Origin of the sequence: Spirosoma profusum, from assembly GCF_014699005.1 — a bacterium.
GTDB lineage: Bacteria > Bacteroidota > Bacteroidia > Cytophagales > Spirosomataceae > Spirosoma > Spirosoma profusum.
Map to the genome: position 1 here is coordinate 56120 of NZ_JACWZY010000007.1, position 19250 is coordinate 75369.

Sequence of the window (19250 nt, forward strand, 5' to 3'; positions counted from 1 at the left end):
GTTTATTTAAATCCAGGCGTTACCTCGAACACGACAGGTATGTTGGCGGTGTTTTTACCAGCTATGAAAAGTTTCTGGCCGTCGGAAAACAAATTGCCGTAGCTGGGCAGGCCTTCCAGTTTAATGGGTTGGGCAGCCCATACATCTTTCTGAATATCATAAACATAAATCGAATCATTCTGCAATAGATACAGATATTCACCCAATACGGCTGCATACGTACTTTCATAGCTAGTGTTTATATCGAACGTAGCATCCTGTAACGTTGTCCAGGTGTTTGAAGTGGTCGAGAAATAAGAAATTTTTCGTTTCGCATTTTCGCCACCTAATACGTACAAACGGTCTTTATAAGCGACTATTTGACTTCTGTTTGTGGCAAAGGGATAATTTGGAGCCGTAAACCACTTGTCCTGACTGATGGTGTAGTACTTGAAAAGATTACTGGCAGTACGACCACCCACGAAATAGATATTACCATTATAATAGCCTACACCAGCCTCGCCATTATTGTCTTTTGCTGTTGTTGGGTAGGTTATATTCGCCCAGGTATTAGACGAAGCCGTGTATTTGGTAGCATCATTCGCAATGTAAAAAATGTTGGTGCCGTCGGAAACCAGCCTGCTGCTATAGCCACAACCGCAAACATTGCTGGATTTAGCCAAAGCCGACGAAAATGTATTTGAACTGATACTGTATCGTACCATAAACTGTGCTTTAGCGGTATTGCTCCAGTTGCCGAAGTAGATGCTATTCCCAACCAGAACGGATAGAATAGGGTAATTTCCGGCATCGAATGTAGTAATGGGTACGCCAAGTTGCTTCGGCGTCAGGACGATGTCATTTACAGTTATTTCAGGAGTAACAGGAGTTGAATCCTCTTTTTTCTTGCATCCAGCAATCAGAAGGACAAGCAGCACGAAAAAGAACGCTTTCATGATTGAGAGTAGTTAGAGTATGAGTTGGGTTTCAGTAGTTTATCAAGCAAAATTCAGTGTAAATATCTATGGATTTTAGCGTATAACTACTGGTAATGATACGCGTAAAAATCCCTTTTTTAGGGAATTGCTTTCGGTTTAGCCGGAAATATATCCATTACAACTGAACGAAGAACGGCAAACGCGATTACCCCAAAAAGAAGCGGAGCCAAAACGCGTAGATAGTCACGGGGAGCGTCAGCGGCCATGAGGTCATTAATCGATGATTCGTAAAGCGCCTGTAACGTATCGTTTGGCTTCAGAATGCTGTAATCGTGTTCACTGATAACTATAATCCATACTTTTTCCTGAAAGCGAACGGTTGCTTCGTACTCGTACCAGTCGAAACTACTCGAACTCCGGCCAATGGATCGACTCCGCGTATCGAGAACCTGAACCGAAACGGATTGACCCTGCTCTTTCAATTGATCGTAATAGTTAAAATACCGCCAGGTATCGTAGGTTAGGAACGCTGCGAAAATGACCAGTTCAGTTGCCAGAACAATGCGGGCTGTCGTTTTAAGTGCCGGTACGGGAAGAACGGTTGCGATAAGACCTGACGCCATGAAAAAGAAAGCCGTACCGAGTACGATGCACAACAGAAGTAGATTGGTTTCGTTGCCAAACTCACGTATGATTGACCATCTGACGAGCCGGGATTTTTGAGCAGTTTGAGCCACCTGAGCAGCGCGAACCGGTTGTCGGAACGCATCGTATTGCTCGTGATAAATCAGGTGAACCGTATCGCCCTTGCTTACAAAATGGTTGTTTAGAACGTAGCGTGTAGTGTAACTTTTGCCCCGGAACGTAAAGGTTAGATAATCGACATTTCCCAGTATGTCACGCCAGGATTTTTGCTTGGTATCTACTTCACTGATACGTACAACCTGGCGTTGGCCTTCCTTTGCAAACTGATTATCTAAACGGAATTCTTCATAAAACTGCCAGCAACCCCAGGTAGCAACGCCCAGCAGCCCGGTAACAACCAACGATGCCACGAAGCTATAAATGCGACCAATCGACTTGACTAATTCCTCCAGCATGAGTTTCGTAGTATATGTAAGGAATTACACGGTGCAGTTACTGATCAATACTTGTACGTTAAAAATAAGCTGCGGAGAAAAACGTAGGCTGAACCACTTCGTAAACGGTACAAAAAAGAAGCAAAAACATATCAACTAAAGGCTTGCTGGATAAATAAATCTATCAAATGCTATACATGGTTAACTAATTGAATAATAATATAGTAGAGAGTTTTTTAATCTTGTTTCTAATCGATTTATGCGTTTATTTCGTGCCAGTTCGTATTGAACAGGCATTCATACATTGCCTGTAAGATTACCCCACCGTAATACGTCATTTCTGAAAGGCTTTTTACTAACCAGGCGGCAAAACACGGATTTTTGCTTGATCAGACGCGTATTTATACGCTATGACACGGCTTGGTTAATGGCTTACTTTGCTTCTGGTAATGATAGTCAGAGTCTGTGGATTCCTATGGGGTTCATGGTATTATCTTGACCATACTGGCCGATATGGCCTCGAAGAAGCCAGAGAATAACTGCTTAACGAACCTTGCTAAATACCAAACCAAATGAATACTCATCGATACCTCACTCTGTTTTTAAGTCTGGCAACCAGCACTGTGTTCGCTCAGACACAACCGATGATCGCCCTGAACACGGACAACCCAACGGTTAATCTCCCAACAGCGGTAAAATCGCCCCGTAAACCAAAAGCTGTCGAAGCGCCTTTCTATATTAAACTATTTGGCTTTTACGGCTTGCTTACGCCTGGTTCTCGAATTGAAACCAGTTATTCGCAATCGTCAACGGGAACAAATACCCAGTTTACCACTAACTCTAAAGGATTAGGAGCCGGACCACGCGCAGGTGCAGGCATTGGGGTGATTGTCAGTGATTTTATTAACCTCGGTATTGATGCCGATATGCTATTTGGTGCCGAACTTAAAACCGATAACCGCTATAAAGGCTCTAATTATACGTATACCAGCACCACAACTACCAACCTGCGAGTATTGTCTATTACGCCGAACATTACGTTCAAAGCCTTGTCCCGTCCTGCCTATTATATCTACAATCGGCTGGGTATCGTTGGGGGGATTGTTATGGAGTATAAGACCGCTCAAACCAGTCTGAACGCACCCACAGCGGGCGCACCCACAACGGGTGAAACGCTGACTGACTATTCAGATAATTCATTAGCACTTGGTTATCAGGCGGCTATTGGTATTCAATTCCGTTTGGGCGAGAGTTTGCGGGGTTTTGCCGAAGTAGTGGCCATTAACCAGTCATTCCAACCTAAAGAATCCAAATATACGTCTTCCAGTACCAAGAGTGGCGTAACGACTAAAACTACGTATTTCAACCAATATAGGGATGAGGGCGAATATATAACGACAAAAAAAGAGGGGTCCGACGTCTATCAGAATCCTAGTTATACCGTCGCCATGAACAGTGTCGGTTTGGGGGCTGGTATCCTGTTCCGATTCTGAATCAACGTAGCATTATGCCCCAGTCCTATTATACATTGCCGCTACGTTTAGATGAGATCGTCCAGCGTAAGCTTCATTCGACTTGCTCCCTGCCGCAGTCGATCGCCCAAAACCTGTACCTTATGTTGACGACTCACTTCAAGGAGTCACGATTTGATGATACATTCGGGTGCAGTTTATGGGACGAAGACTTTGTGAGCCAGTCGGATAGCCGGTGGAAAGAGACAATTCGCCAATCCATCGAAACCTCGGTTGCTCAGTATGAAAATCGCCTGACTCAGGTGCGGGTGCGTGTCGATCTGACCGATCAGGAGATGCAGGTAAGCCGAGTTAACCGCCGGGTGAAACGTCAGCTTACCATCTGGATTGATGGCGTATTGGCCCGTACAAACGAGCGGTTTTCATTCCAGCGAAGCCTGTATATAGCGCCCCTCTCAACGGAATAATGTTTCGGCCGGACCACCGGTATAATTCCGAAATCAACGTATCAGGTTGACTAACGTAGCAATCTGTTACGTTGTCCGAAACCTTGAACTTTTAACCCATGCCATCCTCAAATATACTTTCAGAAGGTTTTACTCGCGATCGTGTTAAAAGCCGGATGCTACGTCGGGCGGCTGACCTGTGGGGTTACGCGGAGACGGATCTGGATAGTTTCGATCCGCTGGTAGCTCTTCTGATCGAAGCTTGCGCCGTTGAATTCGAGCGAGTGGCAGTTGAGATTGGTAATACGCAGACTCGATTGCTCGACCGGCTGGCGCAGGTGTTGCACCCCGATCCGAACGTAGCACGCCCTGCTTTTGCTGTGGCGCAGGTACGTTCCGTTGAACCAAAATCGCGTGTATCGACGACTACGCAACTGGTGCACAAACGCGTAAGTGCGGGACGGGCCGATTCAGGCGGAGCGTCGACAGGCCAGGAAGTTTATTTTTCCCCCATTGGTGCTGCTACGTTGGTCGATGGAACAATTCGTTACGTTGCTACTAATGATACGTTGTTTCGAATTGACGAAGCCAATCAGAAAGTTCCGTTGGCGCAGCGTCAGGGAGCAGCATCTATACAGTCGTATCAGTCACTTTGGCTGGGACTGGAACTAAACGAAAGCGTAACCTCGCTTGAAGGGGTCTCCTTCTTTTTTGACTGGCCAACGGAAGCAGGGCAGGATGGGCTGCAGGCTATTTTGGTCGGCAGCACGTGGCAACTGGCCGAGCAACCGCTGACGCTACGTACAGGATCATCTAGGGACCAAGCATCGACAGGACAGTCACTGATTGACAACGAGTTCAACGTAATGTACAAAGTGGAGAAGCAGGCTGCTGCTGCTTTTGACCGTCACTTTATTACCGTCGAAGCCGCCCCGTCGCTTCAGTCGCTAAGTGGGCATCGAAAGCCGTATCCGGCCGTGTTTGGACAGTGGTTTTCGGAACGTGACCTGAAACCAATGCGTGATTCGATCTGGTGGATTGAGCTGCAACTGCCCTACACCATTAGTCAGGAGGCACTATCGGGTGTTTTTTGCGGAATCAACTGCTTTCCGGTCGTTAATCGACGACTCCACCGCATTACGTATCGGCTTCAGCAGAATCTCAATATTATTCCGCTCGAAACAGACCGCTGTTTTTTATCCATTCGCGAAGTTCGTACCAGCCAAAACCGGCAACTCACGTCTACGCCTTTAGGCAATCTGACCGATCTGGATACCGACAGCTATTCCGTGCAATATGGCGTGAGTCGATTCGATGACCGGGATGCGCGTCAGGCGCTAACCAACCTCCTGGATTTGTTACGCGACGAAAGTGCTTCATTTGCGGCACTGGGCGAAGATTTTCTGTCGTCGGTCATTCGCGAATTGAATCAGGCGCTGGCCCGGCTCGAAGCGAAGGTAGACCAGAAAACCAGGAAACGAGATTCTATTCCGTATCTCATTATCAGACCAAAACAGGTTGGCGATACCGTTTTTATCGAGTATTGGACGTGCGATGGCGAAGCGGCTAACCGGCTCCCGGCCAATAGTAAACTCAGGCCATACGCTGATACATCTCTCCGGCCCGAATCAGGGTTTTTAGTGACACCTACAGTTGGCGGTCGTGAACGGCCCAAAGATTCGGAGAAAATTACGCAGTATAAACGGTCGTTGCTGACGCGCAACCGAATCGTGACTCCTGAAGACGTAAAGGCAGTATGTCAGGCCGAACTTGGGACACACCTCCAATCGGTGCGGGTTGAGCGGGCATTTCGCGTAAGTGCCTCCCCAACAAGTGGATTTGAACGATGCATTCGGGTAGAACTTCAACCGTCGACAGGTAGTAATTATTCGTCTGTCGACTGGGCGCAACAGGCCCGTTTACTACAGTTGAATTTGGAAGCGCAGTCAGTATCTGCCCTGCCTTATCAGGTTATTGTGGAAAATGTAAAATGAAGAATGAGCGATGAGTTGGTTGACACCAGCAATTATTAAGTGCGTCAGCAAACTCATCGCTCATCACTAAAATTGAGCTTGATGGAACTCCTGAACAACTACGCTGAACGCCTGAAACACCTGCCGTTTGACCTAAGGGCCGAGGTGATGCTGGCTGACATGCTTGACGATGGAATTTCGTTCGATGAACTGATTCTGAATCCAATTGGTCCTCATAAACGAGCTTTTGGACGCGACATTGATAGTACCGAATGGATCGAATCACAGCGAAAGGCGCAGCGGTGGTTGCAAATTAACCTGAATCGTAGTGGGCTGTATGACCTGTTGCCCGAAGGGGTTTTTCACCAGCCAACCACCGGCAAGACACTTACTGATAAGGAAGAAGTGTTGCGTGAAATGGACATTCAGCGTCAGCGGGAAGAAGCCTCACGTCGATTTTTTCTGCCAATTGAACAGGAGTTTCTGCGGCAACGCGTCCGGATTGAGCAGGAAGAGCGCCAGTTTCTGAATACGGCCGACAATATTCCCGATGAGCTGATGGAGCGTTTCTGGACGCTCCCATCGTTTCTGACGCCGATTCAGAAAAAACGTTTGCTGTTGCTGATCCCACTCATGCATCAACTGGCTGGAGACCTGAATGCCATGACAGCCTGTTTTGAGGAATTAATCGAGGAGCGGGTAAGTCTGGCATTCGACGTAGCAGGCGGTACGTTGATTCAAGCCGACGTAGCACCGCTGGGGCAGTGGGAGCTAGGCGAAACGTCGCTGTTCGATGGATGGCTACCCAACGATGAACCTACATTATGCCTAACGATACGTATCGACCAAAACGAACGTATCGCAAACTATTTGCCAGGGCAACCCGGACGTCAGTTCATTGAATGGCTAAGCGGCTATCTAGTCCCGTTGGATGTGAATTTTCGACTGGAGCTTGATACGTCGGCTATTGAGGATGCTTTTTTATTGGAAGATAATGACCAATTCGGTCGACTGGATTTTAATACGTATGTATGAGGTATGATGTAGGATATATTACTTACGCGTGAATTACATCATATATCCTATATTTAACTAATAACCACTCTCTTATGACTATTCCTGATCTCACCTACCTGCCAGTAAACTGGATTGACGGCATGAAAATCGCCCGGCGGCACTTCACCGAGTGGGAGAACTTCATGCATGATCAACTGCGTGATAGTAACTCGCTCGGACTATCCCGATTTCGGTATGGAATCCTGCCCGCCGAAGGTGCGCTTGATATGCAGGTTCAGTGTGATTTCAATCAGCAAATTCGGGTACATCTTCGAAGCTGTCGCGGCATTACGCCCCACGGCGGACGTATCGATTACCATAATCCAGCCGAAGGTATTACCTGCACTACGTCGTTTGCGGCTCTGGCCGAGACGTATGGCTTACAAACCGGCAAACCGCAGACATTCGACGTAGTACTCACAGTCGACCCCTTTAAACGAGTTCCTGCCGGCGAGCCTGTTCTGACCGAAACACCTCCGCGTCATCCGTATACCCGACCCAATTATCAACTCAACGTAGTGCCTTCGGGGCAGGTACGTCCGGGCGAATTGAATTATCAACTGATTATCGGGCGGGTACGATATGGGAACGGTGAAGTGCAGCAGGATACGGATTATCTGCCCGCCTGCACCTCGATTCATAGTTTGCCGAAGCTCCAGCAATGGTATCAGCAATTTGGTAAACACCTCGAATCGCTGGAAACTAATGCGTATAAAATTTTGCAGAAGAGTAAGGAACGTGACCTGAAAAATCCGCTTCAGAACAGCACCTTATTGATGGCTGAGCGGCTGGCTTTTACGTTGGGCGACATCAGTACGCGCTATAGCTGGATCATTCCGTACGAACCCCCTATCCAGATGATGGAACTGCTCATGCGGCCAGTACAGGCCATCCGCGTGGTGATGACCATGCTGAGTGGTCGTGAGCGTGAGGAATTTGTGGGGTACATCAGCGAGTGGGCCGACCTGACGCCGGGCGCGCTCGAAGCGCAGCTCAACGCTACGTTACAGCTACCGTATGAACATACTGAGCTAACAAAGCTGCTTACCGAAGTCGAAATGCTTTACCGAACCTTGTCAAACGTATTCTACAAACTGGCTCAGTTGGATTTTATCGGCAAACGGAAGGGACAAAACGTCTTCATTATTGAGCATGAAGTAAAGGAAACGCCACCCGAAAAACCTCGTTCGCGCTGGAGCCCACTTGGGTAATTACCGCTAAATAAGTGAACGTAAGTATCTGTTTGAAAATACCTTAACATTGACTTCTTAAGTTTCTGGTTTCCTGTTACCGTAGTCAGTCAACTTGAAACCTGGAATTTAAAATAGTAACCCTCTATCTATGGAACCACTCAATAAACCCGAACGGCAGCAGGCTTTCAGTCGATTTATGGGCGTTTACTGCCTGTCACTCAGTGTACCAGTACTGGCGGTATATCTGCTTTTCAGCGCTCCCAACTACGTATTGAAGCAGGAAAACGCCCGACTTACCGAAACCCTCGCCGAACAAAACCAGAAACTGATGAAGCCGATGGACGCGGTAACGGCTAATATCAAAAACATACAAACCACCGATCAGGCGTATCTGAAGGCGACTGATATTGAAAGAGGAAGCCTGAAAACGCAGCTTTCGAGCCTTGAAAACGGTCTTCAGCAGCAGGTAAATGGCTTAAAAGCCGATACAGCTCAGCTACAACCTACCAATAAACAACTATCGAGTGGCCTCATCAGTGCGTACGATGCTGTGCTGACGTATCGCAATAACATTAGCTATCTGCGCGATGTGATGGAGAAAAAAGGCATTGATGCCAGCCAGATTGACAAGCTGACGGCGGCCCTTCTTCAGGCTCGGCAGGAAAATGAAATGCTGAAACTACTGGCCGCAAAAACGGCAGCAGCCCCTGCCGCAGCTCCTGCTGCCGCGCCATCGGGGGGAGGAGGCCCAAATTATTTGTCTCAGTTTCAGGAGTGCACAAGGAAAATGGTTGACGCCCAAAGTCGTATCAATGAACTAACGGCACAGCTTAAAGCGGCTGGCAGTGCCCCTGCGCCAACGGTAGCTGCTCCGACGGTAGCGGGTGTTTCGCGGTCTGATGTTGAAATGGATATCGTAGACCGTTGCGAGAAAAAAGCGGATGCTACCAACCGACCACCACTCTGGCGACGGCCGCTCTATGAATTTGCTGTCGAAACGCTTGAAAAAAATACTCGGCCCGATGCTCAGCAACGTATCACGGCCATCAATGCCAAACTCCGTCGGTTAGGCTCTGATTGATTATTGATAACCCATGACCAATTCCTAAATTCCTTACTCCGATGGCATACACGGAAGACGTAAAACGGGCGATTCAGATTGCTCAGGCCCTTTCGAAGGAGTACCAGAACGAAATGTTTGCACCGGCTCATTTGCTTATGGGGCTGTTGCACAATGAGATAGGGCTGGCATCCTGGCTGGGTGTTCTCGGACAGGACGTACCGTACCTGCGTGAGTGGGCAGAGGTACGTATTGAAGCCAGTCCGAAATCAAGTCGTCTGTCCACCAATCCGCCGGGTGATGAACTGGTGAAAACGGCGATGGAACTGGCCGACCTGGTAGCCTTGCAGTTAGGAAAATCCCAAACCGATCCGGTTTGTGTGCTGGCGGCTCTGCTCAAACCGGGCGTTGGTTTCACGGCCGAACAATTAAAAAGTTTTCCGCTGACCCAGGCTGAACTCATGCAGGCAGCTCTGGCCGACGCCGACGTGCAAACCGCCGTTGCGCCTGAGAGTAAGGAGAGTGGTCAGCGTCCAGCCAACGTATCGTCAGGGGCAGCTGGGCAGGCGTTGCTACGTTACTGCGTCGACAAAACGGCGATGGCTGCTGAAGGTCGTTTAGATCCTATTCTGGGTCGTGACCGAGAAGTGCGGATGATGACCGAAACGCTGGGGAGACGTACCAAACCGAACGTTATTCTAGTGGGCGAACCGGGTGTTGGGAAAACAGCGTTGGCCGATGGTTTTGCGTTAAACATTGTAGCTCGGCAAGTTCCTGATCATTTGAAAAATGCCCGCCTGCTTGAACTTGACTTGGGCGCACTGGTCGCTGGAGCGTCTTACAAAGGCGAGGTAGAGGATCGGCTTAAGAGCATTTTGAAGGAGTTGAAGCAGGATGCTAAAATCATTCTGTTCATCGACGAAATTCATCAGCTTCTCGATAGTCGGGGACCGTTGGGTACGGGCGTAGCGAACCTGCTCAAACCTGAACTTGCCAAAGGAAACCTGACGGTTATTGGCGCTACTACGTTGGACGAATACCGGAAATACATTGAAACCGATGAAGCTTTTAGTCGCCGGTTCGATGTGCTACGTGTGGAGGAACCCGATGTCGATACGGCCATTCGAATGGCGCAGCGCCTGGTGCCATTCTACGAAAATCACCATCAGCTTACCGTTGGGACCGATGCTGTGGCCGAAGCGGTTATTCTGGCCAAACGCTACAGCCGAAATCGACGCTTACCCGATGCCGCCGTCGATCTGCTTGACCGAACGTTGTCGGCGGTACGTATGATCAGCGAACGTACTCCTGCGGAGGTGACGCAACTGACGGAGCAACTTGATCAGCTAGTGTCTACAAATACGGATACGCTACGTGAACTGCGTTATCTGTATCAGGAACTGGAAGCCAAAATCAGCCCGATTCTGCTGGCAAATTTAAGTGCGGATGACGTAGCAGATGAAGAATCGAAGGAGGATCCTTTTGAATCAGCATCGGGCCTGACGGATCATATTCGCGAAACGTTACGTCGACTTTCTGACCTGACAACGACGGCCAAGACTACTGTGGACCGCCACGACGTAGCGGCTGTGATTTCTCATAAAACCGGTATTCCGCTGGGTAAAATTCAAAGTCAGGAGCGCGACAAATTGCTGGCGATGGATGAAATATTGAAACAACGGGTCATCGGTCAGGATCATGCCGTGAAGGCCGTGGCCGATGCTATTCTGGAAGCACGTTCCGGTTTGACGAAAGCAGGACAACCCATTGGATCTTTCTTCCTGCTGGGACCAACCGGAACCGGGAAAACCGAACTAGCGAAATCCCTGGCCGATTTTCTGTTCAACGATGAGTCGTTTCTAATTCGGTTCGACATGTCGGAGTTCAAGGAGGAGCATTCGGCGGCTTTACTGTACGGCGCTCCTCCGGGCTACGTTGGGTACGAGGAAGGCGGTTTGCTGGTGAACAAAATCCGCGAGAAACCCTACTCGGTCGTGCTCTTCGATGAAATTGAAAAAGCACACCCATCGGTATTCGACATCTTTCTGCAAATTCTGGACGAAGGCCGTCTGCACGACCGGCTCGGCAAAGAAGGCGACTTCTCGGACGCCGTTGTACTATTCACATCGAACATTGGCAGTCAATTGGTTATCCAGCGTTTTGGTGAAGGAAAAATTCCTTCCAATACAGAATTGATGGAAACCATGAGTCGCCACTTCCGACCAGAGTTTTTGGCGCGTCTGACAGAGATTGTGCCTTTTGCGCCGATTTCGGAAGAAAACGCTGTTCGAATTTTTAACCTGCACCTGCGTGGCCTGACCGACCAACTGGTCAAACAAGGCATTACACTCGATTTAACGCCCGACGTACGGCGGCATCTGGCACTTTCAGGATTTACGCCCCAATACGGCGCCCGGCAGCTAAAAGGCGTGATTCGGAATCAACTACGTCGCCCAATTTCGCGGATGATTGTTGGGGGCGAGGTTACGAAGGGAACGACGATTCATGTCGGGCTGGAAAATGACGAATTGATTTGGTCGATTACCCACGAAGAAACTAAACAACCCGCCGACGTATCGGCTCAACCCGCCTAAGCTATGGGACAACCAGCCGCTCGATTAACAGATATGCACGTTTGCCCGATGCAAACGCCCGCCGTTGTTCCCATTCCGCACGTTGGTGGCCCTATTACGGGACCGGGTATGCCGACGGTGCTCATTGGCGGTATACCCGCAGCCGTCATGGGCGATATGTGTGTCTGTGTCGGCCCTCCCGACGTGATTGTAAAAGGGTCTGCTACGGTGATGATCGGCGGAAAACCAGCCGCTCGCCTGGGTGATACGACGGCTCACGGAGGTAGCATCGTAGCGGGTTTCCCCACCGTAATGATCGGAGGGTAAAAGCTGAAACTACACAACGTATTAATTTATAACCACTTAACTAATAGATTATGTTCGACTATGGAATTGGTGGACAGGAGCGTAAGCTCAACGTCAGCGAGAGTATCGTTGACATCCCCCAGAACAAAACCCTGCTCATTGAGAAATTAACGTCTGATCCTCCAGTTCGTCCGGAAGTAGTTGAAGGACTCAAAACAGTGGGCGAAGTGTTTGCCCATTTCCGGCCCGAACAGGAAGTGGAATTCGACACTGAAGACGGAAGCACCATCAGCGAAACCCTGCGCTTTAACTCGCTCGCCGATTTTGGTAAAAAAGGCGTCATTGCCCAAAGCGAATACCTACAGCAACTGAACATGACCTTCGAAGATTTTCAGCGATACGTCCGGCAACTGAAGTCGAACAAAATTCTGAAAACAATGCTCGAAAATCCCGATGGGAAAGCCGCTTACGTAGCAGCCATTCAGGCCATGATCCGCGAACTGGAAGAGGTACAATAAAACTGTTCCATGTTTTTGCAACAGCGACTTGGAATTTGACACATGGAGTTTAGAACCCGAAACATCAAAATATGGAAGCTCAGGACAAACCATTAAAAACAGGCGAAAAATTCGCTGAAGATATACCCTCGCTTGACGCGAGTACTACTAAACTGGCTAAATACGGTGGCTTTGCCATTCTAGAAACTACGATTGAGGGCGTTCAGAACCTGAATCCGGAGAAAAAAGCCCGTAAAAAAATATTTCTGACTGAACAGGGCAAAGAACATGAACGTAGCGAACTGAAAAAGCGGCTCAACCTGATGCTCGAATTGCTGACCGGGGCCGATAACGTAGCAGATCTGGTGCAGACGGCACAGGAAAAAGCCGATGGCGCTCAGACGCTTCTGTCCGAAAACTTACGTCGGGCGTTTGAGGCTAGTCGTGGACTGGAGCAGTCGTACCGGTCGGTAGCTAGTTTCTATGCAAACACCGATCAGGATAAAGTGAAGAACGTCAACATCATGAATGCTGAGCCGGACCAGATGACCGACCTCGACAATACGTTGTTCATTGATGCTGTGGCCGAAGAGTTTGCCCGCAACTACGACCGTCTCGACCTGCGCGACAGTTATTCATTACTGGTTATGCCTGGCTATCTGGGTAAGAAAAAGGTAGTGGATAAGTGGGCGCAGATAGCGCATAAAAACAAGGTGATGATGGTGACGGATTTTCAGCACCTCGACGCACCGGACGACGTAGTAGACCTTTTCGAATCGGCTGATTTGACGGGGGGGGATGCTTACCTTTCGAACGTAATGATGACCTGCAACTGGCTGGCCGGACGTGGTCGCCATCAGGACGTAGGAGAAGAAGAGGACCTCTACGTACCAGGGTCGGGCGCGCTGGCAGGAAAACTCTATGCTACTGTCATGTCGCAGGTATCGGCTGGCCGCAAGCATGGAGCACTCAATGAAGCCGATGGTGTGCGGTTTCCGCTGAAGAAAAGCGAAATCGCTACGTTGGAAAAAATGGGTCTGATTCCGATGGTCAACGAATACGGAAAGGTGATGCCGTTCTCGGCCAAAACGCTTTTCAACGGCGACAATCTTGGGCTTCAGACGTATTCGGTGGTACGTGTCTTCGATTATATCACAAAGGTGTTGATTGACTTCCTGAACCGCCGGGCGTTCGAGAATTTCAATTTTAACACACGTACCGACATTCAGAAGCAGATTGTTAAGTTCCTGGATAGCGTAACGGGACCGGGTAAACTCATCGAGAAGTTCAAATTGCTACGTTTCGAGCAGGACCCGCAGCAGAAAGACCGCATTTACCTCGACATCCATATGGTGCCGTATTTTCCGGCTAAAACGTTCCTGCTTAAACTCGACGGGCAGAAGGGCGACGACCCCGATACGGCCCAGTGGCGAGCCGATTATAACCAGCAATAATCAATTCTTACACCTTTTAACATAGATACATCATGGCTTCATATCGTGCTGAATTGGAAATAGATGGTGGAGACCCTCTTCCGATAAAACGACTCTTTTTTACAGCTACCCGAAAACGGGATGCTAATGGTAGACCCGCTTCGTCAACGAGCTGGCGTGTGCTTGTGGCCCTCGATACTGCCGAAGATAACACCTTTACGCAGTGGATGATAGACCCTAAAAGTCAGAAGGACGTAACGGTTAAGTATCGCAATATTGAAGACGATTCAGTGTTGAAGCAGTGGGAACTGAAAAAGGCATATTGCTATGGCATGAAAGAATCGTTTGTGGGAGATGCTATGTTCATGGTGACTGATTTGCTGGTAGCCGGTCAGGAAGTGACAAATGGGAATGCGACCTTAAAATATGAGTGGAAATAATTATTCACGGCTTTAAACCAACTAGTCATGGCATACGATGCAACCTTATCCGTCGCTGGAAATGATATACCCGTGTTTGAATTTTATATAAGTCTTTCACAGGGGCACGATAACCAGGGAAAGCCAGCTTCGAGCGTATTTACCGGCGATATTTTTATCATCGCGGAAGGGGGAAACGACCTTTTTTTTGAATGGGTTTGCGACCAGACCCGGATGGAAAGCGGGAAGTTAAAAGTAATGCAAACCGATCAGCAGTCGACGTTCGTGGAATATGCGTTCGAAAAAGCGTTTGTTACCGACATATCTGAAAGTTTTGTCTACAGTAACGATATCCAGAACGAGTTCAACCGAGTCTCTGTCGACGAAGGGGAAAGTAACCTGGGCATGTTGGTATACAATCAGGCTCGTGAAAAGGCGGGTGATTTCCAGCCTTTAATGAGTGCCTATCGGAAAACACGCGACTTCCAGCGACGTACCGGAAACGCTTTCTGCATATTTTTTTCACTCTCCTGTGAGAAAATCAGAATCCGGGATATAGAACACCAAAATCTGTGGGGGAAATAGTCAGTTTAAAAGAATCCGCAATGAATTTCAATACGATCATTGCGGATTCTTTTAAACGTATCAAACGCTTTTTATATGTCTTTTGAGGGAACCTTGAACGTCGATGGAACGGCGTATAATATAATCTGGATGTTGCTACGTATCATGCGTAACGAAAATGATCGGGGGCAACCTTCCTCCCGCCCTGGCTGGGGGTTGTCTTTGAGCTTAGACGCTATGGATGATAGCGCCATTAAAAACTGGATGATTGACCCCCATATGCAGAAAGATGGAAAGGTTATCCTGAGCCGTATCGACGAATCGGCTACGTTTAAAGAAATCGAGTTTAAAAAGGCCTATTGTATAAACTATCAGGATGAATTTTTTGCGGATATGGATTACCTGAACACAACGATTTATATAGTTGGCGGAGAACTTACTATTAATAAGGCAACGCTACGGGTATAAACTGAAGAATTTTCGGGTTTCAGGTTGGGTGACATATTCGCCAACCTGAAACCCGAAAATTAAAACTGGTCAACAAAACGTATTCAGCTATGTCATTCAAGGCCACATTAACGGTAGAAGGTAAAGAGTTCAATGTGTTGCAGTGCACCCATACGCTGTCGCAGAAATACGAGAAGGGGCGGGCCACGTCAGGTGTGCGTGGAGGAGTGATAATTATGATACTGGACGGTACTGACGACGATATGTTAGGCGACTGGGCAACCGGTCCTACCACAAAAAAAGATGGTGAAATAAAATTTGACCGTATCGACCAACAGTCAACACTGCAAAAACTCGAATTTAAAGAAGCTTACGCCACACTGTACTTCGAATTTATGGCATCGCGCTATATAGATGATTTAGATGGTGTTATGGAAGCCATTAACGCAAACATAGCTACCGATATCGTTAAGGAAAATCTGATGCTTGAGCGGTTAGTTAACAATACGAATACTATACTCCGGTTTGCCAACCGAACCCGTGTCAGTAATTGTATTCTTTTGCGATTATCAGCCGGAAAGATCAAACTCGACGGTATTGATCACCAAAACACTTAACGAATGGCCAAACAGGTCATTACCCACGTAGAACTGGAAGGCGGGAAGGAACTGAAACAGGTTTCGGGGCTCACCATTGAGCAGGATTTGTTCGGCCACCATCAGTTTGAACTTGCCGTGCCGTTTGAAGAACTGGAAGACCGCAACGAGCTATTCTTTCATGAGTCGCACCGGAACGTAATCGGCAAAACCATTCAGTTTTCATTCGAGCCGCTACTCGAAAAAGGCTCTTTCGATTTCAAATTCAAAGGCATCATTACCGAACTGGCGCTGAAAAACACCAGCGACATGTCCAATGTTTTTTTATTGAAAGGATACGGTCTGACTATTCTGTTGGAAGACAGTCGATTACGTCGATCTTTTCTGCAATGCTCGATCAGCGATATTGTCGATAAAGTGTTGAGTCCGTATCCGAGCAATCTGCTGAAACGTTCGGTTAAACCGAAGCATACCGACCCCCTGAAATACGTCGTTCAGTACGACGAAACGGCCTTTGAGTTTCTGGCGCGGCTGGCTGCCGAATATGGTGAATGGTGTTTCTACGACGGGCAGCAACTAATTTTCGGCAAACCCGACGATAATAAAGTAGACTTCCTGGTCGATGGCATGCAGACGTTTGCCATGAGTTTGCGACTGAAACCCGCCAAATTTCTCTATACCCGCTACGACTACATCGCCGACCGTACCTACGAAAGTCACTCCAAAGATCAGCAGGTGAGTGGCCTGGGTCAGTGGGGCGATTTTACGTTGGATGAATCCGAGAAAATGTTCAGTCAGGAGTCACAAGTACCGCTGCCCAAACTCGTGTATGGACAAAGCGAACTGGATGAAGTCGCGAAAACGCAGAAAGCGATGGATGCCAGCCGGCTAGTTGATTTTCAGGGATTTGGTGAAAATCCGGACGTATCGGTCGGAACGGTTATTTCTGTAAAAGGGACACGTATCACCGAGCGTGGTACGTCCGAAGAAAACTTTGGAAGCTATCGGGTTACACACGTATCACACTCGCTGGATAGCAGCGGAAATTACGCCAATACGTTCCGGGCCGTTCCTGATTCCGTTACGTATCCACCGCCAAATCCAACGTATCGGTTGCCAATTGGCCAACCCGAATTGGCCAAAGTGATTGATAATGAAGATCCTGATAAACTAGGCCGTGTAAAAGTAGAATTTATGTGGCCTGGCCAGGACAAACAGTCCGACTGGTTGCGAGTGGCCCATACCTACACCTCTGATGGCGAAGGAATGCTGTTTGTGCCGGAAATCGATGCTCAGGTCATGATCGCCTACGAGTCGAACCTGGCCGAATATCCCTACGTATTGACAAGCCTTTACCCAAAAAATAACGATGTCGATTACACGTATCGCGATAACGTACAGAAAACCATCCAGACAAAAGGCGGCAATAAGATTAGCCTATATGACAAAGATGGCGAACAGAAAATTGAACTGACCAACGTCAACAAAACCGATACGCGCGTACTGCTCTCCTTTGATGGTGATGGTAAAATTACCATCGAAACGCAGGGCCTGATTCACATTGAAGGGAAAGATATTGAGGTAAAAGCTCAGAACGATATCAAGATGGAGGCTATGAACAACATCGAATTAAAAGCGACAAACAGCGTAAAAATTGAAGGCACAGCCAACGTCGAAATCAAGGGTGCTCAGGTCAAAGCCGAAGCCGATGCCACTGCCGAAATAAAAGCCAATGCACAACTGTCGCTCAACGGCAGTGCCATGGTGGAAGTCAAAGGTGGAGTGATTATGCTAAACTAGGGAAATTGTCGTCTGGACGTCCACGTCCGGGTGTGAAAAATCTGAGTCGCCCGGACGTGGACGTCCAGACGACAGTTTCCCACTCACGCTCTCCGCGCAATAATAGTCGCGTTATCAACTAACTGATTCTGTGAAAAATCGAGCGCCGGGTCCAGATAAACTGGGCGCTGCCACCAACCCGCTTTTTTGGTGAATACCCAGCCAAACGGACGCCCCGCTGTATCGACGAATTGTATGGGACTGTTGGGCGTTCGCTCGTTATAATCGTTGATAAAGACCAGAAATAAATCGCCTAAAGGCATCGCAACGGGTGCTTTCGCTTTGAAATTTGTAAAATTCTTGTCTTCCGGAGTTTTCAAAAACTCAAATTGGAGCACTAAAATTTTCGATAAGTCGAGCAAATCGACGTCGGGCATATCTCCATTGACGGGATAATACCATTTCTTATAATCGGCGGGCGGAATTTGTAAATAATAATGATAGGCTTCCCGCACCAGAAACGGAGCCATAAACGGTAGGAGGCTTGTTACGAACGGCCACCGGTCTGCCAGATAGCCGGTACGTTGGTAGATGAACAGCGCAACGCCCATACCAGCCAGCAGTATCAGAAAGGTTGTGACAACCCCACGTCCGAACGTAACAAAGCCAGCTTCTAAAAATCGGGGTCCCAGCCATACATGAAGCACACCGATTCCGACCGCCAGCAATTGTACTATAAAATAATTACGTTGAAAATTGACACTTTCGAGTGTACCGGCAAAACCCGCTGCTCCGAGCAGCAACGCAATGACAATGCCATACAGAAGCCCCGGAAATCGTTTTGCAAAAGATAAATTGGGCATTACAAATAAAAAGTGTTGATAACGAAAGAGCTGTTTCGGTCTATTTTGGCAATATCGGCCAAAATTTAAGTGAACGAGCCGAAAAAGCAATGATAAGCTGTAAATACGGTGCTAAAAAACACCTTTCCTCCAATCCCGAATAATCTTTACCTTTGCGGTACTTTTTATTAACTGGCAAGCCATGCAACCCACGCAGGACGTCCTCATTCCGGAAGTCATTCAGCAAATACCGCTCACGTATTATCTGATTCTCAGTACCGCACTGTTCGTTATCGGCATCATTGGCGTACTGACCCGACGCAACGCGATCATTATCTTCATGTCAATTGAGTTGATGCTAAATGCAGTGAATTTATTACTCATTGCTTTTTCTTCGTATCGCTCCGACTCAGCCGGTCAGGTATTTGTTTTTTTTATAATGGCCGTTGCCGCTGCCGAAGTATCGGTTGGGTTGGCTATTATTGTTATGATTTACCGCAACACCCGCTCCATCGACGTGGGATTGCTCAACAAACTGAAATGGTAAAAGAACAGATGGGTATTTGCTGGAACGCCAGCCTATTCACTCATTCGCTCA

19 protein-coding genes are annotated in these 19250 nt (G+C 48.1%); 16 read left to right on the forward strand and 3 right to left on the reverse strand.

From position 1 onward, the window contains the following. Positions 1 to 2: 2 nt before the first annotated feature. On the reverse strand, positions 3 to 935 hold the full coding sequence (locus tag IC229_RS10445; protein WP_190886909.1) for a Kelch repeat-containing protein: 933 nt from the start codon (positions 933 to 935) through the stop codon (positions 3 to 5). 119 nt (positions 936 to 1054) lie between these two features. Then, positions 1055 to 2017 (reverse strand): hypothetical protein, encoded by a 963-nt coding sequence (locus IC229_RS10450; RefSeq protein ID WP_190886910.1) that lies wholly within the window; start codon positions 2015 to 2017, stop codon positions 1055 to 1057. Between the two features lie 551 nt (positions 2018 to 2568). Here IC229_RS10450 and IC229_RS10455 point away from each other — a divergent pair. The 15 genes from IC229_RS10455 (at position 2569) to IC229_RS10525 (ending at position 17831) form a co-directional block, all read left to right on the forward strand. Then, entirely contained in the window at positions 2569 to 3489 is a 921-nt protein-coding gene (locus tag IC229_RS10455; protein ID WP_190886911.1) for a hypothetical protein, read from the forward strand. Between the two features lie 14 nt (positions 3490 to 3503). Then, positions 3504 to 3935: a GPW/gp25 family protein gene (locus IC229_RS10460; protein WP_190886912.1), complete on the forward strand. Its 432-nt coding sequence runs from the start codon at positions 3504 to 3506 to the stop codon at positions 3933 to 3935. A gap of 98 nt (positions 3936 to 4033) precedes the next feature. After that, positions 4034 to 5908, forward strand: a complete 1875-nt coding sequence (locus IC229_RS10465) for a type VI secretion system baseplate subunit TssF (protein WP_190886913.1) — start codon at positions 4034 to 4036, stop codon at positions 5906 to 5908. A gap of 81 nt (positions 5909 to 5989) precedes the next feature. After that, a complete protein-coding gene (locus IC229_RS10470) occupies positions 5990 to 6922 on the forward strand; it encodes a hypothetical protein (RefSeq protein WP_190886914.1) in 933 nt (310 codons plus the stop codon). Between the two features lie 74 nt (positions 6923 to 6996). Beyond that, the gene (locus tag IC229_RS10475) at positions 6997 to 8154 is read left to right on the forward strand and encodes a hypothetical protein (protein ID WP_190886915.1); all 1158 of its coding nucleotides are present in this window, start codon (positions 6997 to 6999) and stop codon (positions 8152 to 8154) included. Between the two features lie 130 nt (positions 8155 to 8284). Continuing rightward, a complete protein-coding gene (locus IC229_RS10480) occupies positions 8285 to 9217 on the forward strand; it encodes a hypothetical protein (RefSeq protein WP_190886916.1) in 933 nt (310 codons plus the stop codon). A 41-nt stretch (positions 9218 to 9258) separates the two neighbouring features. Further along, positions 9259 to 11790 carry an ATP-dependent Clp protease ATP-binding subunit gene (locus IC229_RS10485; protein WP_190886917.1) on the forward strand — a complete coding sequence of 844 codons (2532 nt, stop codon included), beginning with the start codon at positions 9259 to 9261 and terminating at the stop codon, positions 11788 to 11790. Positions 11791 to 11793: 3 nt separating this feature from the next. Further along, a complete protein-coding gene (locus IC229_RS10490; protein ID WP_190886918.1) occupies positions 11794 to 12096 on the forward strand; it encodes a PAAR domain-containing protein in 303 nt (100 codons plus the stop codon). Between the two features lie 50 nt (positions 12097 to 12146). Then, a complete protein-coding gene (locus IC229_RS10495) occupies positions 12147 to 12593 on the forward strand; it encodes a hypothetical protein (RefSeq protein WP_190886919.1) in 447 nt (148 codons plus the stop codon). A 71-nt stretch (positions 12594 to 12664) separates the two neighbouring features. After that, positions 12665 to 14026: a DUF5458 family protein gene (locus IC229_RS10500; protein WP_190886920.1), complete on the forward strand. Its 1362-nt coding sequence runs from the start codon at positions 12665 to 12667 to the stop codon at positions 14024 to 14026. A gap of 32 nt (positions 14027 to 14058) precedes the next feature. Continuing rightward, entirely contained in the window at positions 14059 to 14445 is a 387-nt protein-coding gene (tssD, locus tag IC229_RS10505; protein ID WP_190886921.1) for a type VI secretion system tube protein TssD, read from the forward strand. A gap of 27 nt (positions 14446 to 14472) precedes the next feature. Further along, on the forward strand, positions 14473 to 15009 hold the full coding sequence (gene tssD / locus IC229_RS10510) for a type VI secretion system tube protein TssD (protein WP_190886922.1): 537 nt from the start codon (positions 14473 to 14475) through the stop codon (positions 15007 to 15009). Positions 15010 to 15084: 75 nt separating this feature from the next. Further along, positions 15085 to 15456 (forward strand): type VI secretion system tube protein TssD, encoded by a 372-nt coding sequence (tssD, locus tag IC229_RS10515; RefSeq protein WP_190886923.1) that lies wholly within the window; start codon positions 15085 to 15087, stop codon positions 15454 to 15456. Positions 15457 to 15545: 89 nt separating this feature from the next. Then, entirely contained in the window at positions 15546 to 16052 is a 507-nt protein-coding gene (gene tssD, locus IC229_RS10520; RefSeq protein WP_190886924.1) for a type VI secretion system tube protein TssD, read from the forward strand. Between the two features lie 3 nt (positions 16053 to 16055). Further along, complete coding sequence (locus tag IC229_RS10525; RefSeq protein ID WP_190886925.1) at positions 16056 to 17831, forward strand: type VI secretion system Vgr family protein; 1776 nt, start codon at positions 16056 to 16058, stop codon at positions 17829 to 17831. Positions 17832 to 17914: 83 nt separating this feature from the next. Here IC229_RS10525 and IC229_RS10530 read toward each other — a convergent pair whose 3' ends face one another. Continuing rightward, complete coding sequence (locus tag IC229_RS10530) at positions 17915 to 18673, reverse strand: TssN family type VI secretion system protein (RefSeq protein WP_190886926.1); 759 nt, start codon at positions 18671 to 18673, stop codon at positions 17915 to 17917. A gap of 181 nt (positions 18674 to 18854) precedes the next feature. Here IC229_RS10530 and nuoK point away from each other — a divergent pair, with 181 nt between their 5' ends. Continuing rightward, entirely contained in the window at positions 18855 to 19199 is a 345-nt protein-coding gene (gene nuoK, locus IC229_RS10535) for an NADH-quinone oxidoreductase subunit NuoK (protein ID WP_020597411.1), read from the forward strand. Positions 19200 to 19250 lie beyond the last annotated feature (51 nt).

Bases quoted from the DNA above. Each gene is read 5' to 3' on its own strand.
- nuoK (WP_020597411.1), top strand. From the start codon at position 18,855: ATGCAACCCACGCAGGACGTCCTCATTCCGGAAGTCATTCAGCAAATA.
- IC229_RS10490 (WP_190886918.1), top strand. From the start codon at position 11,794: ATGGGACAACCAGCCGCTCGATTAACAGATATGCACGTTTGCCCGATG.
- IC229_RS10475 (WP_190886915.1), top strand. From the start codon at position 6,997: ATGACTATTCCTGATCTCACCTACCTGCCAGTAAACTGGATTGACGGC.
- IC229_RS10460 (WP_190886912.1), top strand. From the start codon at position 3,504: ATGCCCCAGTCCTATTATACATTGCCGCTACGTTTAGATGAGATCGTC.
- IC229_RS10445 (WP_190886909.1), bottom strand. From the start codon at position 935: ATGAAAGCGTTCTTTTTCGTGCTGCTTGTCCTTCTGATTGCTGGATGC.
- tssD (WP_190886922.1), top strand. From the start codon at position 14,473: ATGGCATACGATGCAACCTTATCCGTCGCTGGAAATGATATACCCGTG.
- IC229_RS10530 (WP_190886926.1), bottom strand. From the start codon at position 18,673: ATGCCCAATTTATCTTTTGCAAAACGATTTCCGGGGCTTCTGTATGGC.
- IC229_RS10485 (WP_190886917.1), top strand. From the start codon at position 9,259: ATGGCATACACGGAAGACGTAAAACGGGCGATTCAGATTGCTCAGGCC.
- IC229_RS10525 (WP_190886925.1), top strand. From the start codon at position 16,056: ATGGCCAAACAGGTCATTACCCACGTAGAACTGGAAGGCGGGAAGGAA.
- tssD (WP_190886924.1), top strand. From the start codon at position 15,546: ATGTCATTCAAGGCCACATTAACGGTAGAAGGTAAAGAGTTCAATGTG.
- IC229_RS10470 (WP_190886914.1), top strand. From the start codon at position 5,990: ATGGAACTCCTGAACAACTACGCTGAACGCCTGAAACACCTGCCGTTT.
- IC229_RS10450 (WP_190886910.1), bottom strand. From the start codon at position 2,017: ATGCTGGAGGAATTAGTCAAGTCGATTGGTCGCATTTATAGCTTCGTG.
- IC229_RS10495 (WP_190886919.1), top strand. From the start codon at position 12,147: ATGTTCGACTATGGAATTGGTGGACAGGAGCGTAAGCTCAACGTCAGC.
- IC229_RS10500 (WP_190886920.1), top strand. From the start codon at position 12,665: ATGGAAGCTCAGGACAAACCATTAAAAACAGGCGAAAAATTCGCTGAA.
- IC229_RS10480 (WP_190886916.1), top strand. From the start codon at position 8,285: ATGGAACCACTCAATAAACCCGAACGGCAGCAGGCTTTCAGTCGATTT.
- IC229_RS10455 (WP_190886911.1), top strand. From the start codon at position 2,569: ATGAATACTCATCGATACCTCACTCTGTTTTTAAGTCTGGCAACCAGC.
- tssD (WP_190886921.1), top strand. From the start codon at position 14,059: ATGGCTTCATATCGTGCTGAATTGGAAATAGATGGTGGAGACCCTCTT.
- tssD (WP_190886923.1), top strand. From the start codon at position 15,085: ATGTCTTTTGAGGGAACCTTGAACGTCGATGGAACGGCGTATAATATA.
- IC229_RS10465 (WP_190886913.1), top strand. From the start codon at position 4,034: ATGCCATCCTCAAATATACTTTCAGAAGGTTTTACTCGCGATCGTGTT.